Origin of the sequence: Pseudarthrobacter oxydans, from assembly GCF_034258515.1 — a bacterium.
Classification (GTDB): Bacteria; Actinomycetota; Actinomycetes; order Actinomycetales; family Micrococcaceae; genus Arthrobacter.
This window is the reverse complement of the sequence record NZ_CP139438.1, coordinates 1,110,346-1,129,689: the sequence shown is the minus strand read 5'-3', so window position 1 is coordinate 1,129,689 and position 19,344 is coordinate 1,110,346. Positions and strand designations below refer to the sequence as shown.

The following is a 19,344-nucleotide window of genomic DNA, read 5'->3' as shown; positions in this document are numbered from 1 at the left end:
CACCGTAACACGCGGCAGGACGAGCTAGTCTGAACAACTGTCAGGTGAACTATTGGAATTATTTGCACGCGTCATGTTGTACTGCTCGATGGTGTACAGCATAGGTGGACTGTGCGAACCGCCGCAAAATGATACACAGGCGCAGAGCTTCAGAATTTCGAGAATTCTGTAGTCTTTGCGGCCGTAATGGCGGGCATATCGAGTTGGCCTGGACGCGGTACAACTACTGCGCCACCGCCGCTGCGGTCGCATAAACGTCCGCCGGCATCGGCCTATGCAGCTTCCAGGTAATCGCGATCGGCCTTTCGCCCAAATGCTGAACGTAGTCCACCTGACCCAGACACGTGTAGGGAACCGTCAGTCCGGTCTCATCGTCCGCCGTGTCTCTCGTGAATATCAGCACCCGAGAACCATGCGACGCTCGGTCCAGATACCGACGTCCCGTCGGGCTCGTTGGCGACGTTGCATTCTGTGACTCCCAGTGGAACAGCTCCGGGCTGAGGGCGTAGTCCTTGTACATCGTCGTCGCGGAGTGCTTCTTGTCGTCCTTGTTCAGGGTGACAAAGAAGGCGTCTGTCGCGGTAGCCGGACACCAAGCGACACCCTCCCGGTGCTGGACGTTCTTGCCCTGTTCCAGCGAACCGTACTGAAGCGCCGCGAGAACCTCCTCGCGCCGGTAGGTAGCATGCGAGAGCAGCGGGACATGCTGCAGCCCCGCACCGAGGCTCTTAGCCGCATGCTTTGATGCCGCCAACCCCAGCTTCACGACCTGGCGAATTTCGCGGCACACAAACTGGTAGCCACGCAGATGGTCCAGGCCGTCGTCGTACGTTGCGAACCCGCCGCCGTCGTCCCATAGCGTGTAAAAGAGCATGCGTGCGAAAGCCTGCTCGCGCAGGCCAAGCCCCGCGTAGCGGGGCGCGTCGGGAGAAACCAACATCGAATAGGCTGCAGCGCGTTCCGGATCGTCCACGTGAATAAGCGCGGCCATGCGGCCCAGCAGCTTCTTCTCCTCCCCGTCTGACAGCTCCTCGATCTTCCCGCGGAGCACCGTCTCCAGGGGCGAGTACCCTTCGATCAGCCCTGCCTGCCGGAGGTAACCGGTCCACGAGTCCCTGGTGGAACGGTAGATCGTTTTCACGTCATTCCCCGACCGCTCCAGATAGGCCTCCAGCTCGGTCTCGGCGTACGAGGCAATGTCCCGGACCAGCTGCGCCCGGTTGAACCGGAGCTGGGCCTTGATGTTGTCCAGGACCACCTTCTGCGCCACCCGGTCCAGCACGATCTGCGAGCCGGACGGCAGGTACGGGAACTCGTCCTCGACAGCCTTCTCCAGCTCCTTTCGGCCGTAGCCGGTCAGCGCCCGGTAGCGCAGGTCAAAGCGGAACTCACGGCGCTGCTGGCCGATAAAGTCCAGAACCGTCAGCACCGCCTTGCCCTCGGCACGGCGCAGCCCGCGTCCCAGCTGCTGAAGAAAGACCGTGGCACTCTGCGTGGGCCGGAGCAGCAGGATGGTGTCCACCTGCGGCAGGTCCAGCCCTTCATTGAAAAGGTCGACGGCGAAGATGCAGCTGATCTCCCGCTTGCCCAGGCGCCGGAGGGCTTCCTCCCGGTCGGCATTGTCAGTGGTGCCGTCGACGGCGACGGAGGCGACACCGGCTCGGTTGAACACCTCGGCCATGTAGTGGGCGTGCTGCACGGAGACACAGAAGCCAATGGCCCGCATCTGGTCGGTGCTGGTCACCTTGTCCCTGAGTTCGCGGATCACCTTGGCGGCGCGGGCGTCGTTCCCCGTGTAGAGGGCGCTCAGCTGGGTGGGGTCGTAGTTGCCACGTTTCCAGTCCAACTGGCTCAGGTCCACGTCGTCAGAGACACCGAAGTAGTGGAACGGCACCAGCAGGTCAGCGTCCAGTGCATCCCAGAGGCGCAGTTCGCTGGCCGTGCGGCCGTCGAAGAACTGCTTGGCGACGTCGAGGCCGTCACCCCGCTCCGGTGTAGCCGTGAGTCCCAGGAGCTGCTGCGGCTGCAGGTGATCAATCACGCGACGGTATGTGGGCGCCATAGCATGGTGGAACTCATCGATTACGACGACGTCGAAGAAGTCCGGCTCCAGCTGCTCAACACCGAGGGAGGAGAGCGACTGGACGGACGCGAAGATGTGCTTCCACTCTTGCGGCTTGTGGTCCCCCACGTAGAGTTCACCGAAGGCTCCGTCCTGCATGACGTCGCGGTAGGTGCGCATTGCCTGCTTGAGAATCTCCTGCCGATGGGCAACGAAGAGCAGCCTTAGGTCGTGGCCGGCAGCTTCGCATAGCCGCTTGTAGTCCAGGGCTGCGATGACCGTCTTGCCGGTTCCCGTGGCCGCGACCAGGAGGTTCTGAGTGAAGCCCTTGAGCCGCTCGGCTTCCAGGTCCTCCAACATCTCTTCCTGGTGAAGGAACGGCTGAACCTCAAGGCCGGTAGTTGCATCCGGCGCCGCCGTGCGACGGCCACCGTTCCGTTCCAACGCAGCGTCCAGCTTTTCGCCGTCGCGTTCCGGGTCGTAGCTTTGGAAGGCGCGCTGCTCCCAGTAGCTGTCGAAGGTGACCTCGAACTTCTGCAGGAGGGCGGGTGTTGCGACCGAACTGAGGCGGACGTTCCATTCCAGCCCGTCAAGGAGCGCAGCCTGGCTCAGGTTGGAGCTGCCTACGTAGGCGGTGTCGAATCCGGTATTGCGGCGGAACAGCCAGGCTTTGGCGTGCAGTCGGGTTGCCTGCGTTTCGTAGCTGATCTTTACCTCTGCCCCATAACGTGTGGCGAGCTCGTCGAGGGCACGGCGTTCTGTTGCGCCCATATAGGTGGTGGTAATGACTCGGAGCTTGGCGCCGCGTTCTATGAGTTGTTCAAGGGCTGGCTCGAGAAGCCTCAGCCCGGTCCAACGGACGAAGGCGCAAAGAAGATCAACGGTGTTAGCCGACTCCATCTCGGCCCGGAGCTCAGCCGCGAGATTTGGGTCGTTCTTGCTATTGGTGAGCAGAGCCGAGTCGCTCAGCTTTGTGGTGGGTCGGCGGAGTTGGCGACGCTTGAGCGAATTCGGGCGATGGAGCGCCTGGAGCTGGGAAGGGACATCAGTGATTAGGTCGCCATGCCGAAGCTCTTGAAGAAGTCGATTCGCCAAAGCGACCCGGTCGGCTGGCTTTGCTCCGGTGAGAGCCTTCCGAACAGCATCTGCCAGATGACGAGAGAGAATGTCCGGAGAGTCTTCGTCTTCTATCTCAGCGAAGACTGGCTGCAGTCCTGCTGATTGATGCAGACGTGTCCTGAGTAAATCTGTGCTTAGAAGTTCGTACAGGCCCTCGGGTAACTGTTCCTCCGCTGATCCCCCAAAATAGTTAATCACAGCGCCAGGTTATTGGATCCAGGCAGAGGACGCACTCAACACACTCAAACTTGTTCTACAGAAGCTGCACAATTCGACTGTGTATGCGCGACTCAGACTGCCCTTAGCAGCAGAATGTCAAACGCCGGAATTTTCGCTGGCGAGCTCAATATGGATCGCACTCATGTACTGCATCTGCTCAGAAGAAATCACCAAGCGGTCTAGTTCCGTAATTCCGCGAGCATCGTTGATGGTTACGTAGATAGGATGCCTCAGCACTACATCTCGGTTGCCATCACTCGCTTCGGCAATATCGAAACTATGGAGAACACCCTCAACAAGTGGGCCTTCCCTCAATTGAATACCTAACCAAAGACCCTTGCCCTGGGGCACTCCACTAAAGGCCTGTTCCCAAGACGAGCCCGGCTTGTATGCGTCATGGAGGGATTGATATTTGTACGTGGCCAGCAGCAGTGCAAACAAACAGGCAGCGCTTAGAACCAGGGCAAGGGTGGAGATGACGTGGCGCGGATGGGCGGCCAGATATGTTCCCCCTGAAGCGGCGAGCTCATTCAGGCTGACAAACCCAAGGGGAGCAATTGGCTCGGAAAAAATCGACCAAATCAGGAGCGCCGTGCCCGTCAGACCCGCACCGACAGCTGCTACTTGGAGAAGTTCACCGAAGCCACTCCGAGTTGCTCCGCGTAGATGCTTTTCGCGTTTTACGAGGAATATCCAACCGGGCAGCAGTCCCAGCACGGCAAGCACAGCCCAAAGGCTCCCAGGCACCACGTGAATTAGCTGGGGGCGGAGGAAGGGCGCTGCGTCGACACTTGTTCCGCGGGTTTCAGCGCTGCGGATGGTGGGACGAAGTTGGCGGGGAGTGAACTCGTCGGCATTACGTGCGACCCCCTGCTGGCCGATCCATGAAGGGCCTCATTGGCGGAAGTGGGGTCTACACCCCGGAGGATACTTTTGTCTTCGCTCATCTCTTCATTATGGCTGAGATCCTCAAAGAACAGGCCCAGGACGTAGCTCCACCCGTCGGAAAAGTCTAACGCGGAGATGACAGAGAGCCTGGACGTGGAAGCAAAGAATGGTTGGCCTGGTCACAGAGCCGGTGCACCCGTAGCAACTATGCCTACGTTGGACGGCGCCACAAGGCACAGGATGACCAACACCTGCCCCGCAAACTCTTAGTCTGACTCGTAGAGATAGAGGTCTGACCCATCTGAGACAGAGGCAAGACCATGGGTATCGACAGCCATTCGGATGACGCCCGCAATTCTTCTTAGGCTTGGGAGTCGTAGATCAATTTCTTCCCCAGTGGTTCCGGATACGACTTTTAGTCGAATAAGTTTCGACCTACTAAGCCCCCAAGTTCGGGGTACTCGCGTTACACGCTTCGCAAGCAGCCGCTGGCGTCTTTTAAGGGCCAGCCACGTTTGAGTTGCTATCCACACGTCAAGTTCAACGAGATCCTTGTCGTGATCCACAAGCGGGAAGAACGACATCACGCCCTGAAACGACATCGCAGGAATGCCGCCATGCTGAAAGCGACGAACGTCGTTCTCACTCAAGGGTCCATAAAGGTAGCGTCGAAGTTGCCAGACGTAGGTCACGTAATCGCGATCATTTGACGTGATCGCATTCATATTTTGGTTATCACGCAAGGGTTCCATAAGCAAGTTCGTGTATATCAGAGTCTGAACTCGCTTTTTTATTCGATCGACTGCTGTCTCGCGCATTCGGACACTATTCAGCCCAAGAGTGTGCCCCAAATAGTTGACGGACTTAGTTTCTTCGATCTCTGAAGACCGCGCTTCAGGCTTCGACAAAATTCGAATACCGGGGCTTTTTTCAAAATTTATCGGCGATCCGATTTCATGTGCAGCCTCCTGTAAAATACGCGAAGCAGTGCAAATCTTCTCATAACTGTCACTCCAAATAAGAGTATCGTCAGCATATCTCGAAAACCCAACTCCCAGTCTCTCGAGAGAGCGATCGATAGGAGTTGCAGCGACGTTTGCCAAGAAAAGGCTGATCGAGGTTCCCTGAGGGAGCCCCACTTCTTCATTTTTTTCGTTTCCCGCTTCGTTGGCGGAAGACGGTGGATGAGCCAGGAAGGTCCTAATGAGAGACCGCTCCAGGGGAGACGAAATAATCCCGAGGTGAGAGAAAGTCTGCCAGATGTATTCGTGCGATATGAGATCGAAAAACTTACTGAAGTCGAATTCTGCAATAAACAGGCGATGCTCGTTCTTCATGTCATTATAAATATAGGAAATAGCATCGTGCGGCGTGCGATCGTTTCTATACGCAAACGAATGTGCACTTAACTTTGCAGCGTTCTTCCCCATAAGGGACTGGTAAAGGCGCTTAGATATCACCTCATCAGCGATACTGTAGGTATTAACCCGACGTTCACCACCCGAGGGTTTCGGAACACTAAAAGACGCCGGTCTTTGAGGAACGTAAGTTCCACTCTTCAGCTTCTCAGTAATGGCATGAGCGATACTAGCGCGCCGCTTGCGGACGAGGTACGGATTAAAAGCAGGGCTCTCGTTCCACCGGGAGGGACGAACTACCTCCAGCAGGGGCGGCTGATCAAGGCTTCTACGCTTTCTGCGCGCATTCTCATCCTGCACGTCTTTCCGATATTTTTCAAAGTCGCGAATTTGCCTCGTCGCACTTATCAAAATCGCCTTGTCAAGCTCTCGCCACACCCTGCCCCCTAATTTGGTGATGGTGCCCGCTTTCGCGGGCACCATCGGCGGCCAACCCACCACAAATAAAATGAGCCTCACGCAGGAGCGCTGGTTGAACAGCACGCCTCAGGTAATCGGTGATGATCAGTCATGATCCGCTTACAAATGGCAGGTAGCCTAGTTCCTCTTGGAACCCACGCAAAATCATAAACAAGAGCAGTGCACCGAGTGGGCATGCCACCCCTTTACGGCGTGTCCTTGCGATTGGCCGCTCTCATGGAGCGCAACTTCCGCTACTCGCAGGGAGTCGGGAAAGAGAAGGGGTTATATTCGCCGCTGCCGGAACATCGGGAACGCCTCCCGCACCCGCTTCACTGTCTCCAGCGACACCTCCACCGTCCGGACACCAGCCTCAAGCCCAAGATCAGCCTCAACAACCCCCAGCGGGTCCACCAGCACGCTCCGCCCCACGGAGACCGGCGGCGCCTGGCACACCCCCGCCACGTACACGCTGTTCTCGATCGCCCGGGCCGCATTCAGCGCCAGCCACTGCTCCGTCTTATGCACGCCCGGCACCCATGACGAGCAGACCAGCAGGACCTGCGCGCCGGCGTCGGCCAATGATCTGGCCAGCTCCGGGAACCGGAGGTCGTAGCAGGTCATCAGCCCGAACCGCACTCCCCCGTGCTCGAACACCACCGGCTCCGTGGACGGCCCGGGCTTGATGAACGTCGACTCCCCAAAGCCCTGCGCGTCGAAAAGGTGGATCTTCCGGTAGAAAGCCAGCCGGCCGCCGTCGGGCCCGTAAGCCACCAGGGTGTTGTACGCCCGCCCGGACTCGTCCGAGGTTTCCACCACCCCCGCCACCAGCGCGATGCGGTGGCGGCGGGCAATGGCGGCAAGCTCCTGGCAGACGGGGCCGTTCAGCGGCTCCGCCACTGCGGGGAACGTCGCGTCCACCTTCTTCTTCTCGTAGGTGGCGTACTCCGGGAAGGCGACCAGCGCGGCGCCGTCGCGCGCGGCCTGGGCGGTGAACCGGTCGATCGCGGCAAGGTTCGCCTGGATGTCGGCACCCGACTCCAGCTGCCCCAGCGCTATCCTCACGAATCTTCCTTTCCCGGCCCCAACGAACCACACAAGTAACCAGAAGTCAGGCGGCCGCCTCGACCGTCGCCTTCTCCGTGGCCGCCATCTCCGGCGGCGAGGCCTTGAAGCCGCGGGTGATCAGGGCCAGGACCAGCACGCCCAGTACCAGCCATGACAGTCCCAGGGTAATGGCGTTGCTGTCCAGCTGGGAGATCAGGTAGGCGCAGATGACGGCGCCGATCACCGGGACCACCACGTAGGACACCGCGTTCAGCCGGTGCCCGGCCCGGCCCTGGCGCACATAGTGGAACACCACCGAGGCGTTCACCAGCGTGAAGGCGGTAAAGGCACCAAAGTTGATGAACGACGTCGACGTGGCCACGTCCAGGAAGATCGCGATCAGGCCCACGATGCCGGTGATCACCAGGTTTGCCACCGGCGTGTGGAACTTCTCGTTCAGCTTGCCGAAGACTGCCTTGGGCAGGACGGAGTCGCGGCCCATTGCGTAGAGCAGGCGGGAGGCGCTGGCCTGCGCGGCGAGGCCGGAGGCGAACTGCGCCACCACCAGGCCGGCCAGGAACACGGCGCCGAACAGCTGTCCGCCGATCTGCAGTGCGATTGAGCTGGCAGCGGAGGCGGAGTCCTCGAACACGCCGCCGGGGTGCACCAGCTGGGTCACGTAGGAGACCGCTACGAAGATGCCGCCGCCGATCAGGGCCACGAGCATGATGGCGCGCGGCACGGTCCGGCGCGGGTTGATGGTTTCCTCGGTGAGGGTGGTGACGGCGTCGAACCCGAGGAACGAGTACGCGGCGATGGCGGCGCCGGCGGAGATGGTGGCGAAGCTGGCGGTGTCATTGAAGAACGGCTGCCCACTGGCCAGTCCCCCGGCGCCGTTGGCGGACACGACGCTGCCGATGGCCAGCGCCACGAAGAACACGAGGACCAGCAGCTGGAAGGCCATCAGCACGTAGTTGGCCTTGTCCGCCACCTTGATGCCCAGGATGTTCAGCAGCGTGGTGATGACGATGAAGCCCACGATCCAGACGCCGATGGGGATGCCGGGGAACTGGGCGCTCAGGTACGAGCCGCCGATGAGCCAGATGACCATGGGCAGGAAGAGGTAGTCCAGCAGCACGGCCCAGCCCACCAGGAACCCCACCCGGGAATCGATGGAGCGGCGGACGTAGGTGTAGGCGGAGCCGGCCACGGGGTAGGCGATGGCCATCCGGCCGTAGCTGTGCGCGGTGAACAGCATGGCCACGAGCGCCACGAGGTACGCGGCGGGCGCGGCACCGCCGGTGGTTTCGGCGATGATGCCGAAGATCCCCAGGACGATGATCGGGGTCAGGTACGCCAGCCCGAACAGGACCAGCGAGGGCAGCTTCAGCGTGCGGGTAAGGGTGGTTGTCACGATGTTTCCTTAGGGCTTGTAGGACGGCGGTGTCCAGGTGGCCGGGTTGATCCGGCCTTGGTAGACGGAAAGTTCGACGGCGGGCTCCCCCTCGCGGAACTGCGACCAGGGGCGGTTGAGGTTCTCCGTGCCGTGCGTGCGGACGCGGTCGACGGCGGCCAGGTCCAGTTCCGCGGTGAGCAGCCGGGGTGCGTCGTCCGGGGCCTCGGCGAGGGTGTTGCCCTCCGGGTCCACGATGATGCTCTTGCCCTGGCCGGTGGGGCCGGCGCAGTTGACGCTGACCATAAAGACCTGGTTCACGATGGCGTTGGCCTTCGCGAGGATCAGTTCCTGCTTGCGGTCCGGGGTGGTGGTTTTGACGACGTTGAGGATCACCTCGGCGCCCATCCAGGCGAGCTGGCGGGACACCTCCGGGTACCAGGCGTCGTAGCAGATGTTCAGGCCCACCCTGCCGATGCCGGGCAGGTCCACGGTGGTGAACCTGTCGCCGGGATCGTAGGGCTCGAACGGGCGCCAGGGGAAGATCTTCCGGTAGTAGCCGGCGAGCTCCCCTTCGGGGGACAGGACCAGCTGGGTGTTGAACAGCTGGCCTTCGGGGCCGCGTTCGCAGACACTGCCGGGGACCAGCCAGATGTTGAGGTCTTTCGCGAGCTGTTTGAGTTCTTTGACCCGTGGCCCGTCCAGGGGTTCGGCGGATTCTTGAAGGATCTCCGCGCGCTGCAGGTCCGGGTTTCCGTCGCCGAAGAGGTGCAGCTCGGGGAAGACGACCAGCTTGCTGTGCGGCTGGGCTTCGAGGGCCGCTTTGACCTCGTCCGCGAAGGCCGAAACGGGTTCGCCGATGAGCCGCGGCCGGGCCTGGGCGGCGATGAGGGGAAGGATGCGTTGCATGGGTTTTCTCCGCGTTGGGGTGTGATCCGGGTTATATTAGATCAGAATGATCCAATAAAGGGAAGGGGGCTGGTGTGGGCCGTAAAGTAGCGGATATGACCCGTCAGCTGGAGGACACCGTCGAGCCCCCGCCCCTCGGCGCCGGCAGGATGCCCGGCATGGAGCGCCGCAGTGCCATGGACGCCGTGCGGATGCGGATCGGGATGGCGATTTCGTTGGGGCTCTTGAAACCGGGTGAGCGGCTGCCGGACCAGGAGGACGTTGCCCTGGGCCTTTCGGTCAGCCCGATCACGGCCCGCCGTGCGCTGGCGAGTTTGGCGGAGCAGGGCGTGGTGGTGCGCCGGCGCGGGCGGGCCGGGGGAACGTTTGTGGCGGAGGCGCCGCCTACGGATGTTTTGGCTTCCCTGTCGGCGTCGCCGGCCGAGTCCCAGGCGGTGAACCGGCTGGTGGACCGGCGGCTGCTGTTCGAATGCGCGGTAACGCATTACGCAGCGGTCAACGCCACTGGCCAGCAGCTGGATGAGCTGGAGCGGCTGACCCGGGAAATGGCTAACGCGACCGACTGGTCGTACTACCACCGGATGGACGAGCAGTTCCATCAGCTGGTGGGCACTGCATCATGTCTGGACTCCGCCGTCGAGGTTTATCACGAGACGCTAGCGGAGCTCTACGACTACTTCATCCCCTACCCCATCGAGAAGCTGCACAAATCCAACCAGGACCACATCGCCCTGGTGGCTGCCCTCCGCGCCGGAGATGTCCAGGACGCCGTGGAAGTTGCCAGGAAGCACGTGGACATCCTGCACCGGACGATGTTTATGGGACTAGCTAAGGGCGAACCCTCAGCCCCGATCTCGGACTGATAGGGGCTGCGATGGCCACAATCAGTCGGCTATCGACGTACGAATTTCCAACCAAGGCTTGGAATGAGGACCCAAAAAAGCATCAATAAATCGTCAAGATTCGCGACTAAATATCAGGATTCGCGCAGTTTTCTCCCAGAAACCAAAAAAGGCGGCATTTTCTCAGATCTAATGAAATGACTTTGACGCTATTGGGGGAAGCGAAAATGTTGTTTCTGTCGGCTGGCTCGGTGTACCGCTTTTGCGGTCCACGCTCCACGCTGGATTTCCTCCATGTGTGTCCATCACCGCACCCAACCCCGCACGCTTTTTATCGCACGTCGGTCAGGTGTCCTATGGAAGGACTCTCATGAGCCAGCAACCCTACACCGCCCCCTATCCTCCGAACTACGGCTATGGTCAACCGCCGGTAAGCAACAAGTCGTTCCTGGCGACCTGGCTGCTCTCGCTGCTCCTTGGCGTCTTCGGCGTTGACCGCTTCTACCTCGGCAAGGTGGGAACCGGCATCCTGAAGCTCGTCACTTTTGGTGGGCTCGGCATCTGGGCATTGATTGACCTCATCTTGGTGCTGGCTAACAAGACACGCGACAAGCGTGGGCTTCCGCTGGAAGGTTATGACAGGCACAAGAAAGTGGCCCTGATCGTCACCGGCGTTGTCATTCTCCTCAGCATCGTCGTCAACTCGGCCCGCGCGGGCTCTGCACCTTCGTCAGCGCCCGTCGCCTCCTCTCCCAAGGTCGCCACTGCAGCTCAGACCGCGTCTGCCACTCCAGCTCCCACAAAGGACCCCGCTGTTGCAGCGGCCGAAGCTGAGGCCGCTGCAAAAGCCAAGGCTGAGGCGGATGCAGCGGCTAAGGCAAAAGCCGAAGCCGATGCTGCCGCCAAAGCTCAGGCTGCCGCTGACGCGGCTGCTGCGAAGGCTGCGGCCGAGGCCGAAGCCGCCGCCAAGAAAGGGACCATCAGCCAGCAGAGTGCCCAGCGGAAAGCCGGCGACTACCTCAAGTTCACCGCCTTCTCGCGGTCCGGCCTGATCGATCAGCTGGTGTTCGAGAAGTTCTCCGTCGATGATGCAACCTGGGCCGTGGACCACATGACGATTGACTACAACGAGCAGGCAGCAAAGAAGGCCAAGGATTACTTGAAGTTCACATCCTTCTCGCGGTCCGGGCTGGTCGACCAGTTGCTCTTTGAGGGCTATACGCCGGAGCAGGCCGAATATGGAGCCAGCACCACCGGCCTCTAGCTGGTCCAAAGACAATCCGTCCCATCGCGGCGCCGCGAGAGGCTTCGGTGCCGAACTGGACAGCGAGCCGCAACGGGGCATCCAGATTTGCCAATACATTTCGAGGGGAAATTAGGTTTGAAACTCACGACAACACTGGCCAGCGGCGCGCTCCTGTGCTTGGCCCTTTCAAGCTGCGCGGGATCCCCTCAAGCAGCTCCAACCGTCACGCATACCGTTACCCAAACGGCCACGGCAACCGTTACTGCAACGGCAACAGTGACGGCGACCGCCACGGTCACAGCCGAACCTGTTGCTCCTGCCGTTGTGGCAGCCCCGGCACCGGCTCCTGCTGCACCAGCGACCGCCGTGATCCCGGCCAACGCCGCTGGAATGAATGCGGAAGCACTCGACGATGAATTGACCGCGCTTGGCTTCAAAAAGCTCGTCTATAACTCTGACACCGGAAAGACCGTGCTGTTGCTCAGCAACTGGACAGTTACTGGAATCGACAACGCAGGAGCGGAACAAGCCGTCGAGAAGGCAGTGGTAGTGCACGTAACCAAATAGCTTCTGTCTCACGAGGGGCGCGCCCGGCCAAAGCCGGACGCGCCCCTCGTGGGCTCTGAACCCGCAAACCGGGCCAACTCTACGACCACTTCCTCCCCTACCCCATCGAGAAGCTCCACAAGTCCAACCACGACCACATCGCGCTCGTGGCCGCCCTCTGCACCGGAGATGTCCCTGACAGCGCGCTCCCGGCCCGCCTCCGCCGTCGTACTTCCCGCCGTAAGGCGTGCTGCTGCCGACAAGTCCCGCCTACCGCCTTCCATGCAGATTCCACCACGGGACAATGCCGCTCTCCGTGCACAGGCACGGCCCCCAGACTACGGCCAGGTGTCCTGAGTCACGATAGACTTTCGGTTACTAGTATGCATAAACGGTATCCGCTCGGATTCCTGCGTGGCGACCAAACGAGAGGTTGGAATGGCACAATCACTTTCGACAGGATCGGGCGTTGTCCTGGGCCTGATCAGGTCCGGCCAGGCGACGACCAGGAATGACCTTCTGGAGCGGCTGGGGTGGTCGCGAATCACCCTTGCCCGGCGGCTCGAAGAGCTACTGAACGCCTCCATCATCATGAGCGTAGGTCAACTGGACTCCCGCGGCGGACGCCCACCCGAAACGTTTGCGGTCAAGCCGGATTCTGGCGTGCTTCTGGCCCTTGATATCAGCGGTTCACACAGCATGGTGGCCATCACGGACCTGGTCTCCACCATCCTCAGCGTTGACGAGGCAGACATCGGGCCAAGCCAGGGGCCTGCTGAGATTTTCGAATGGGCAGGCCAGGTTTTCGACCACATGCTGCTCCGCCTGGGGAAGACCAGGGCTGACGTCGTGGGGATCGGCGTCGGCGTCCCCGGGCCCGTGGATGTCACAACCGGATGCCTGGCATCACCGCAAGTCGATAAGCAATGGGACGGCGTGGCTGTCCGCGACTACTTCTTGAGCAGATATGGACATGCCGTCCTGGCAGTTGATCGGGACGTAAACACCATGGCCCTGGCGGAAGCAAGGCGGGGCAGGGTGGGATACCGGGACATCGTGGGCGTGAAAGCCGGCATCGGGATCGGGCTGGGGTTTGTGCTGGACGGGGCCGTGTACCGCGGCGCGCGCGGAGGAGCCGGCGACCTGAGCCGGCCCCGAATCGGTGGCGGCCGCCTCCAACGGCTCGAAACCGTAGCCAGCGGAGCGGTGATACGCGCCGAACTAGTGGCCCGCGGCTACAAAGTCAGGACAGGAGCGGACATTGTTGAGCTCGCGAACAACGGGGACCACCGAACGCTAACTCTCCTTGAGGAAACGGGAACCGCCCTTGGCCAGACGCTGGCCGACATCGTTGGACTGATCAATCCAGAGGCCGTCATTATCGGCGGAAGTCTCGCCGCAGCGGGCGAACCCTTCCTCACACCCATCCGCGAGGCTATCTTCGCCGGTGCACGTGAATTCGCCACCCGGGAGCTCGTCGTCGAACGCTCCGGCCTTGGAGATGTGGCCGGCCTGACCGGAGCATCACTGCTTGCCCAGGACACACTCTTCGCGCCCGACAGGATCAGCCGGCTTACCCACAGCGGAGCCAACTCTCTTGTCCTGGCATCCGGCTAGGAAGACCCGCCAACGAAAATACTTTGGTCTACTAATAGACTTAAGCCACCAATCCTTGCTACGGTGATATACCTCACATCGTCGTGATGTGATCCGTTACCTGAAGGATCCCCGTGGCTTTAAACCTCGCTGAAGAACTCTCGTCCATCGCCACCAATGTCGCCGCTTCCGACTGGAGGGAAGCCATCCGCTGTGCCGGAGATGGCCTGGTGGCAGGCGGAGTCACCACAGAGGACTACACCGAACAGATGATCGAGGCCGTCGAAGAGCACGGCCCCTACATCGTCATCGCCCCCGGAGTCGCCCTCGCCCACGCACGCCCCTCCGAATCCGTCAAAAAGGGAGGGCTCAGCTGGGTCAGCCTGGCCTCCCCTGTGGAGTTCGGGCACAAATCCAACGACCCCGTCTCCCTGGTCATAGGCCTCGCAGCCCTTGACCACACTGCCCACATCGAAGTCCTCAGGGCAGTCGCCGGAATCCTTTCGAATCCGGCCACCCGCAGTGGCCTTGACGCCGCGGCGAGTCCGGAAGAAGTTCGCTCCCTCCTGGAACGCGCCGCCTCACCGAAATAAGCAACTCCAACATCACCCCTGAATTGAAAGGCAACGAACCATGAAGATCGTCGCTGTATGTGGAATGGGCATTGGGACATCAGTGCTCTTGAAAATGAACGCAGAAAAGGTTCTCCAGGATCTCGGCATCGATGCCGATATTGAGGCCGCTGACATTGGAGTTGCCCGCGGCGCCGCCCAGACGGCGCAGATCGTGCTTACTTCCGAGGAGCTCGCACCTGAAATCGGCGATGTCCCCGCAGAGGTCATCGTTATCGAAAACTTCTTTGACCTCGATGAGATCCATAAAAAACTGTCTGCCGCTATTCGATAGTCACTGCCGGTGGTACCTCCACCTGCAACACCACAAGACCAACCAACATTTCAGCAATAAGGGAGTGCCTACGGCATGGACTGGCTCGTAGTAGTACTGAATTTCATAGGGCAGCAAATTCTCAATGTGCCCGCGTACCTGATCGGCATCATTACCGCAGCAGGCCTAATCGCATTGCGGCGCAACTCGGGCCAGGTCATCGGAGGTGCGCTCAAGGCAACCTTGGGCTTCTTCATCCTTGGCGTGGGCGCCACCGTCGTCACCGGATCACTTGACCCCCTCGGTCAACTGATCCTCACCGTTACCGGCGCCCAGGGTGTCATCCCGACGAACGAGGTCATTACCGCAATGGCCCAGGAACAGTTCGGCGCCCAGAGCGCATACGTCCTGACCCTTGGCTTTCTCATCATGCTGGTACTGGCGCGCTTCACTCCGTTGAAGTACGTCTTCCTGACCGGTCACCACATGGTGTTCATGGCCACCATGCTCACCGTTATTCTGTCCGTCGGCCTGGGAGAAGGCCTTGACTGGCTGGTCGTGCTCCTCGGGGCCGTCCTGCTGGGCGTGATCATGGTGGTCATGCCAGCATTCCTGCACCCGTGGACGAAGAAGATCACCGGCAATGACACCATCGCAATCGGCCACTTCGGTTCTTTGGGTTACATCGCAGCGGGCGCAGTCGGACAGGCCGCGGGCAAGCGCAGCAAGTCAGCCGAAGACATCCAATTCCCGCAGGGGCTGAAGTTCCTCCGCGACTCCATGGTGGCCACGTCGCTGTCCATGGTACTCATTTACATGGTTTTCGCCATCTGGGGTCTGATCGCCCTCCCGCTTGCCGACGCGCTGGCAATCTTTGACGCCCCTGATGCGGGAGCCTTCCTCATGGCGGGCTTCGAACAGGCGCTGCTGTTCGGCGTCGGCGTGGCCGTCATCCTCTATGGCGTGCGGACAGTGCTGGGCGAGCTCGTTCCCGCCTTCCAGGGTATTGCAGCCAAGGTGGTTCCCGGAGCCAAAGCCGCCCTTGACATCCCCATCGTTTTCCCGTTCGGCGCCAATGCCGTGCTCATCGGCTTCCTGAGCTCCTTCACCGGCGGCCTGATCGCCCTCGGCATCCTGGCTCTGTGGCTGAATCCCGCCTTCGGCCTGGCCCTGATCCTTCCCGGAATGGTGCCACACTTCTTTACCGGCGGCGGCGCCGGCGTGTACGGCAACGCAACAGGCGGGCGCCGGGGAGCCATGCTCGGCGGTTTCGTGAACGGCATCATCATCACCATCCTGCCCGCCGTCCTGTTGCTCGTCCTGGGCCAGTTCGGGCTCGCAAACAGCACCTTCGGTGACGCCGATTTCGGCTGGTTCGGCACCCTCATCGGCGTTAGTCTGGCCGGCGGCCCTGCACTTGGCGCCGTCCTTGCCATTCTTATCGCTACCATCCTCGTTGCAGCCGCCATCGTCTTCCAACGGCGGGTTGTCGATACCGGATGGGTCCCTGGCGCGAGGCGTGATGCCTGGCTCGCCGAGGCCCAGGAAAGCGAAAAGGCTAAAGCTAAGCAGGAAAGTACCACTGCATAACGGGGCTCCCGGAACCGTTCGTAGTGAGATTCGCGCAACCCCTGAGGGCGTGTCCGGCCAACGCCGGACGCGCCCTCAGTACGACGTGAACCCGCAAACGGCTCGCAGCCCCTGGATCAGCCGACGAGCACCGGCAAACACTTGGTCCCCCGCCGCCGCAGGCGTAACGTCCGACGGCGGCCGCTGGCCAGGTCCGCCGGCCACGCCTGATTGTCCCGGGACTATCTGCGAGGCTAGCGGCGAACCAGCCGCCACAGGGACGTGACCTCGGCCGCGCGCGCCTCGAACAGGGGATCGTCGCGGTCCGATGCCTTCGGGTGCGTTGGCTTGGTGTCGAGCCGCTCCACCACCTTCAGCCCTGCAGCCTCGATGGCGGCCAGCAGATCCTCACGCGAGCGCAGGCCAAGGTGCTCGGCCAGGTCGGAGAGGACAAGCCAGCCCTCACCGCCCGGCTCCAGATGGTCGGGCAGTCCGTTCAGGAAGCGGAACAGCATCCTGCTCCCGGGGTCGTAGACCGCGCTGTCCAGGCTGGAATGCGGCGTGGCCGGGATCCAGGGCGGGTTGCACACGATCAGCGGCGCCCGGCCCGGCGGGAACATGTCGGTCAGGACCGCCTCAGCACGGTCCGCAACACCGAGGTTCCGGAAATTCTCAGCTGCGCAGGCGACGGCGCGCGGCTCATTGTCCGTCGCCACCACGCGGCGGACGCCGCGGCGGGCGAGAACGGCAGCGAGCACCCCGGTGCCGGTTCCGACGTCGAACGCCAGCGTCTCAGTAGGCAGCGCGGCGGCGCCCACGAGATCCACATACTCGCTCCGGGTGGGGAAGAACGTGCCGTAGTGCGGGTGGATGCGGCCCTGGAGGGCCTCGACGTAGACGCCGTTCCGTCGCCACTCGTGGGCGCCAACGGCCCCGACCAGCTCATGCAGGGACACCACGGACGGTTCGCCGATGCCACCGTACGCCTCGGCGGCGGCGTCCCGGATGTCCGGGGCGCGGCGCAGCGGCACCACCGGGCCCGGATCAAGGGGAATCAGCAGCAGACCGAGAATGCGGGCACGGTGCGAGGCGGCCTGGCGGTGCCGGTAGAACCTCTCGGCACCGGTTCCGGCGGTCCCTTTCTTACCGCCGCCTACCCGCCGGTCCAAGGCGTTAAGGAGCTGCCGCCCGTTATGGAAGTCACCGCGCCAGAGCATCGCGATCCCCTGTGACGCCATCCGGTACGCCTCATCGGCCGTAAGGGAATCGTCCACCACTTCGACCCGCGTCGGCGCCGGCCTGCCGTTCGCCGACCGCCAGCGCGCGGTCATGCTGGTCCCGGCCTCAACCCAGGTCACAACGGCCGGCTCATCCGCCGCAGCAGCGCGCACGGGATTGGGGACCGGCGTCGGGATTACCGCGGGTGCTGGCGGGTCAATGCTGATGAAGGATCCATTCCGAAAATTCGGGAGCCGGCCGGAGTGACGATTGCGGCGGCTGTTCGACGACGTCCAAGGCTGCGGCCCAGCTTCCAGACCCCTCATCCGGCTGCGCGCCGGGCTTGGTCGATGGCCGCCGGGGCCCTTGAACTAGATACTCAGGATACAGGTGTGCTGCGGCCGCCGTCGCTCATCGGGGGCCAGACCGACACCCCCCGCCGCGTACCCATTCCCCGCATCTCCGGTCGGTACAGAAAGGCGCGCCCGGCCAAAGCCGGACGCGCCTTTCGTGGGCTCTGAACCCGCAAACCGGGCCAAAGCGGATTATTCAGTCGACGAGCACCGGCTGCTTGGCGTCCTCCGACGCTTCAACAGGCGCAACCTTACGGTTCCGCTGGTTCACCCAGCACCCAACCGCCAGCAGCGCGACGAGCGCGAACGTGCTCAGGAGCTGGGGACGGGAGTCCTCGCCGATGAAGCCCACCGTGAAGATCGCCGCGAGGATGACCAGGCCAAGCCCGGTCAGCCACGGGAAGCCGGGCATCCGCAGGGGAAGCTCCGTCCCCTCGCGGTCGGCGCGGAGGCGCAGCGCGAGCTGGGCCAGGAGCGCGGACGTCCACACGAGCAGGCAGGTGGAGCCCACGATGTTGAGCAGGACGCCCAGCACCATCTCGGGGAAAACCAGCTCCAGCACCACCGTGACAACGCCGAAGGCGATGCTCGCCAGCACCGCGGCCACCGGGACCCGCCCCTTGGACACGGAAGCAAGCAGCCGCGGCGCTTCGCCCCGCTCAGCCAGGGAGTACGCCATCCGGGAGGCGCCGTAGAGGTTGGCGTTGAGCGCGGAGAGCAGCGCCGCGACGGCCACCAGGGTGATGGCGGTGGCTGCACCGGGCATGCCGGCGGCCTCCAGCACGGCGGCGAACGGGCTCTTCAGCCCCGCCGAACCCACGGGAACCACCGCAGCGATGATGAAGATGGCACCGATGTAGAACACCAGGATGCGCCACAGCACCGTGCGGACGGCTTTCTTCACGCTGCGGGCCGGCTCTGCGGTCTCGGCTGCGGCCACGGACACAATCTCGGTGCCGCCGAACGCGAACGCCACCACGAACAGTGCCGTGGCAATCCCGGCGAACCCGTTGGTCGCGAATCCGTCACCGGTGAAGTTGGAAAGGCCCGGCGACTGCACGCCCGGCAGCCAGCCGAAGAGCAGCGCAAAGCCCACCAAGAGGAACCCGACGATCGCCGCCACCTTGAGCAGGGCGAACCAGAACTCGAACTCGCCGAAGTTCTTCACGCTGGTCAGGTTCACGGCGGTAAGCACCACGATGAACACGAAGGCCATCAGCCACACCGGCAGCGCCGGGAAGATGGTTGCCAACAGCCCTGCCGCACCGAGCGCTTCGGCGGCGATGACCACCACGAGCTGCAGCCACCAGAGCCAGCCCACGGTGGCACCGGCCACTGGCCCGTAGGCCTTGGCGGTGTAGACCGAGAAGGCGCCGCTGTCCGGGTTGGCCGCGGCCATCTCGCCGAGGGCCCACATCACCAGGATGATGAGGGTGCCGGCCACGAGGTAGGAGATCAGCACCGCCGGGCCGGCGGCCTGGATGCCTGCGCCGGAGCCGATGAAGAGACCCGCGCCGATGGCGCTTCCGAGCCCCATCATGGTGAGCTGGCGGGGTTTGAGGGCGGCGCCGAGGGCGCGCGCAGACGTCTTTGTCTGTTGTTCCATGGGGATTCCTCTGGTTGTGGTGGAACTGT

Annotated in this window: 16 protein-coding genes; 7 read left to right on the top strand and 9 right to left on the bottom strand. The window is 62.3% G+C overall.

Annotated elements, in window-relative coordinates:
* Positions 1-223: 223 nt before the first annotated feature.
* From SMD14_RS05180 to SMD14_RS05155, 6 genes are all read right to left on the bottom strand, one after another.
* Positions 224-2,833, bottom strand: a complete 2,610-nt coding sequence (locus tag SMD14_RS05180) for a DUF3427 domain-containing protein (RefSeq protein ID WP_321215568.1) — start codon at positions 2,831-2,833, stop codon at positions 224-226.
* 663 nt (positions 2,834-3,496) lie between these two features.
* Positions 3,497-4,126, bottom strand: a complete 630-nt coding sequence (locus SMD14_RS05175; protein WP_321215567.1) for a DUF6338 family protein — start codon at positions 4,124-4,126, stop codon at positions 3,497-3,499.
* A 428-nt stretch (positions 4,127-4,554) separates the two neighbouring features.
* Positions 4,555-6,189 carry a reverse transcriptase domain-containing protein gene (locus tag SMD14_RS05170; RefSeq protein ID WP_321215566.1) on the bottom strand — a complete coding sequence of 545 codons (1,635 nt, stop codon included), beginning with the start codon at positions 6,187-6,189 and terminating at the stop codon, positions 4,555-4,557.
* A 201-nt stretch (positions 6,190-6,390) separates the two neighbouring features.
* Positions 6,391-7,170, bottom strand: coding sequence for a carbon-nitrogen hydrolase family protein (locus SMD14_RS05165; protein ID WP_321215565.1), 780 nt, complete (start codon positions 7,168-7,170; stop codon positions 6,391-6,393).
* Between the two features lie 46 nt (positions 7,171-7,216).
* A complete protein-coding gene (locus SMD14_RS05160) occupies positions 7,217-8,566 on the bottom strand; it encodes an APC family permease (RefSeq protein ID WP_321215564.1) in 1,350 nt (449 codons plus the stop codon).
* Between the two features lie 9 nt (positions 8,567-8,575).
* Entirely contained in the window at positions 8,576-9,454 is an 879-nt protein-coding gene (locus SMD14_RS05155) for a carbon-nitrogen hydrolase family protein (protein ID WP_321215563.1), read from the bottom strand.
* Between the two features lie 95 nt (positions 9,455-9,549).
* Here SMD14_RS05155 and SMD14_RS05150 point away from each other — a divergent pair, with 95 nt between their 5' ends.
* The 3 genes from SMD14_RS05150 to SMD14_RS05140 all read left to right on the top strand — a co-directional run bounded on the left by SMD14_RS05150 (position 9,550) and on the right by SMD14_RS05140 (position 12,109).
* Positions 9,550-10,317: an FCD domain-containing protein gene (locus SMD14_RS05150; protein WP_321215562.1), complete on the top strand. Its 768-nt coding sequence runs from the start codon at positions 9,550-9,552 to the stop codon at positions 10,315-10,317.
* A 349-nt stretch (positions 10,318-10,666) separates the two neighbouring features.
* Positions 10,667-11,560 carry an Ltp family lipoprotein gene (locus tag SMD14_RS05145; protein ID WP_321215561.1) on the top strand — a complete coding sequence of 298 codons (894 nt, stop codon included), beginning with the start codon at positions 10,667-10,669 and terminating at the stop codon, positions 11,558-11,560.
* Positions 11,561-11,818: 258 nt separating this feature from the next.
* Positions 11,819-12,109 carry a hypothetical protein gene (locus tag SMD14_RS05140; protein ID WP_321215560.1) on the top strand — a complete coding sequence of 97 codons (291 nt, stop codon included), beginning with the start codon at positions 11,819-11,821 and terminating at the stop codon, positions 12,107-12,109.
* An 8-nt stretch (positions 12,110-12,117) separates the two neighbouring features.
* On the opposite strand, the gene SMD14_RS05135 is transcribed toward SMD14_RS05140, so the two are convergent.
* Positions 12,118-12,351 (bottom strand): hypothetical protein, encoded by a 234-nt coding sequence (locus SMD14_RS05135; RefSeq protein WP_321215559.1) that lies wholly within the window; start codon positions 12,349-12,351, stop codon positions 12,118-12,120.
* A gap of 175 nt (positions 12,352-12,526) precedes the next feature.
* Between SMD14_RS05135 and SMD14_RS05130 the strand changes: the two genes are divergently transcribed.
* The 4 genes from SMD14_RS05130 to SMD14_RS05115 all read left to right on the top strand — a co-directional run bounded on the left by SMD14_RS05130 (position 12,527) and on the right by SMD14_RS05115 (position 16,159).
* Positions 12,527-13,705: an ROK family protein gene (locus SMD14_RS05130; protein ID WP_321215558.1), complete on the top strand. Its 1,179-nt coding sequence runs from the start codon at positions 12,527-12,529 to the stop codon at positions 13,703-13,705.
* Between the two features lie 113 nt (positions 13,706-13,818).
* On the top strand, positions 13,819-14,277 hold the full coding sequence (locus SMD14_RS05125) for a PTS sugar transporter subunit IIA (RefSeq protein ID WP_321215557.1): 459 nt from the start codon (positions 13,819-13,821) through the stop codon (positions 14,275-14,277).
* 40 nt (positions 14,278-14,317) lie between these two features.
* Positions 14,318-14,590: a PTS sugar transporter subunit IIB gene (locus tag SMD14_RS05120; RefSeq protein ID WP_321215556.1), complete on the top strand. Its 273-nt coding sequence runs from the start codon at positions 14,318-14,320 to the stop codon at positions 14,588-14,590.
* A gap of 75 nt (positions 14,591-14,665) precedes the next feature.
* Positions 14,666-16,159, top strand: coding sequence for a PTS ascorbate transporter subunit IIC (locus SMD14_RS05115; protein WP_321215555.1), 1,494 nt, complete (start codon positions 14,666-14,668; stop codon positions 16,157-16,159).
* Between the two features lie 233 nt (positions 16,160-16,392).
* Here the strand turns inward: SMD14_RS05115 and SMD14_RS05110 are convergent, their stop codons facing one another.
* On the bottom strand, positions 16,393-17,469 hold the full coding sequence (locus tag SMD14_RS05110; RefSeq protein WP_409339718.1) for a methyltransferase: 1,077 nt from the start codon (positions 17,467-17,469) through the stop codon (positions 16,393-16,395).
* Positions 17,470-17,905: 436 nt separating this feature from the next.
* Positions 17,906-19,315, bottom strand: coding sequence for an amino acid permease (locus SMD14_RS05105; protein WP_321215553.1), 1,410 nt, complete (start codon positions 19,313-19,315; stop codon positions 17,906-17,908).
* Between the last annotated feature and the right edge of the window lie 29 nt (positions 19,316-19,344).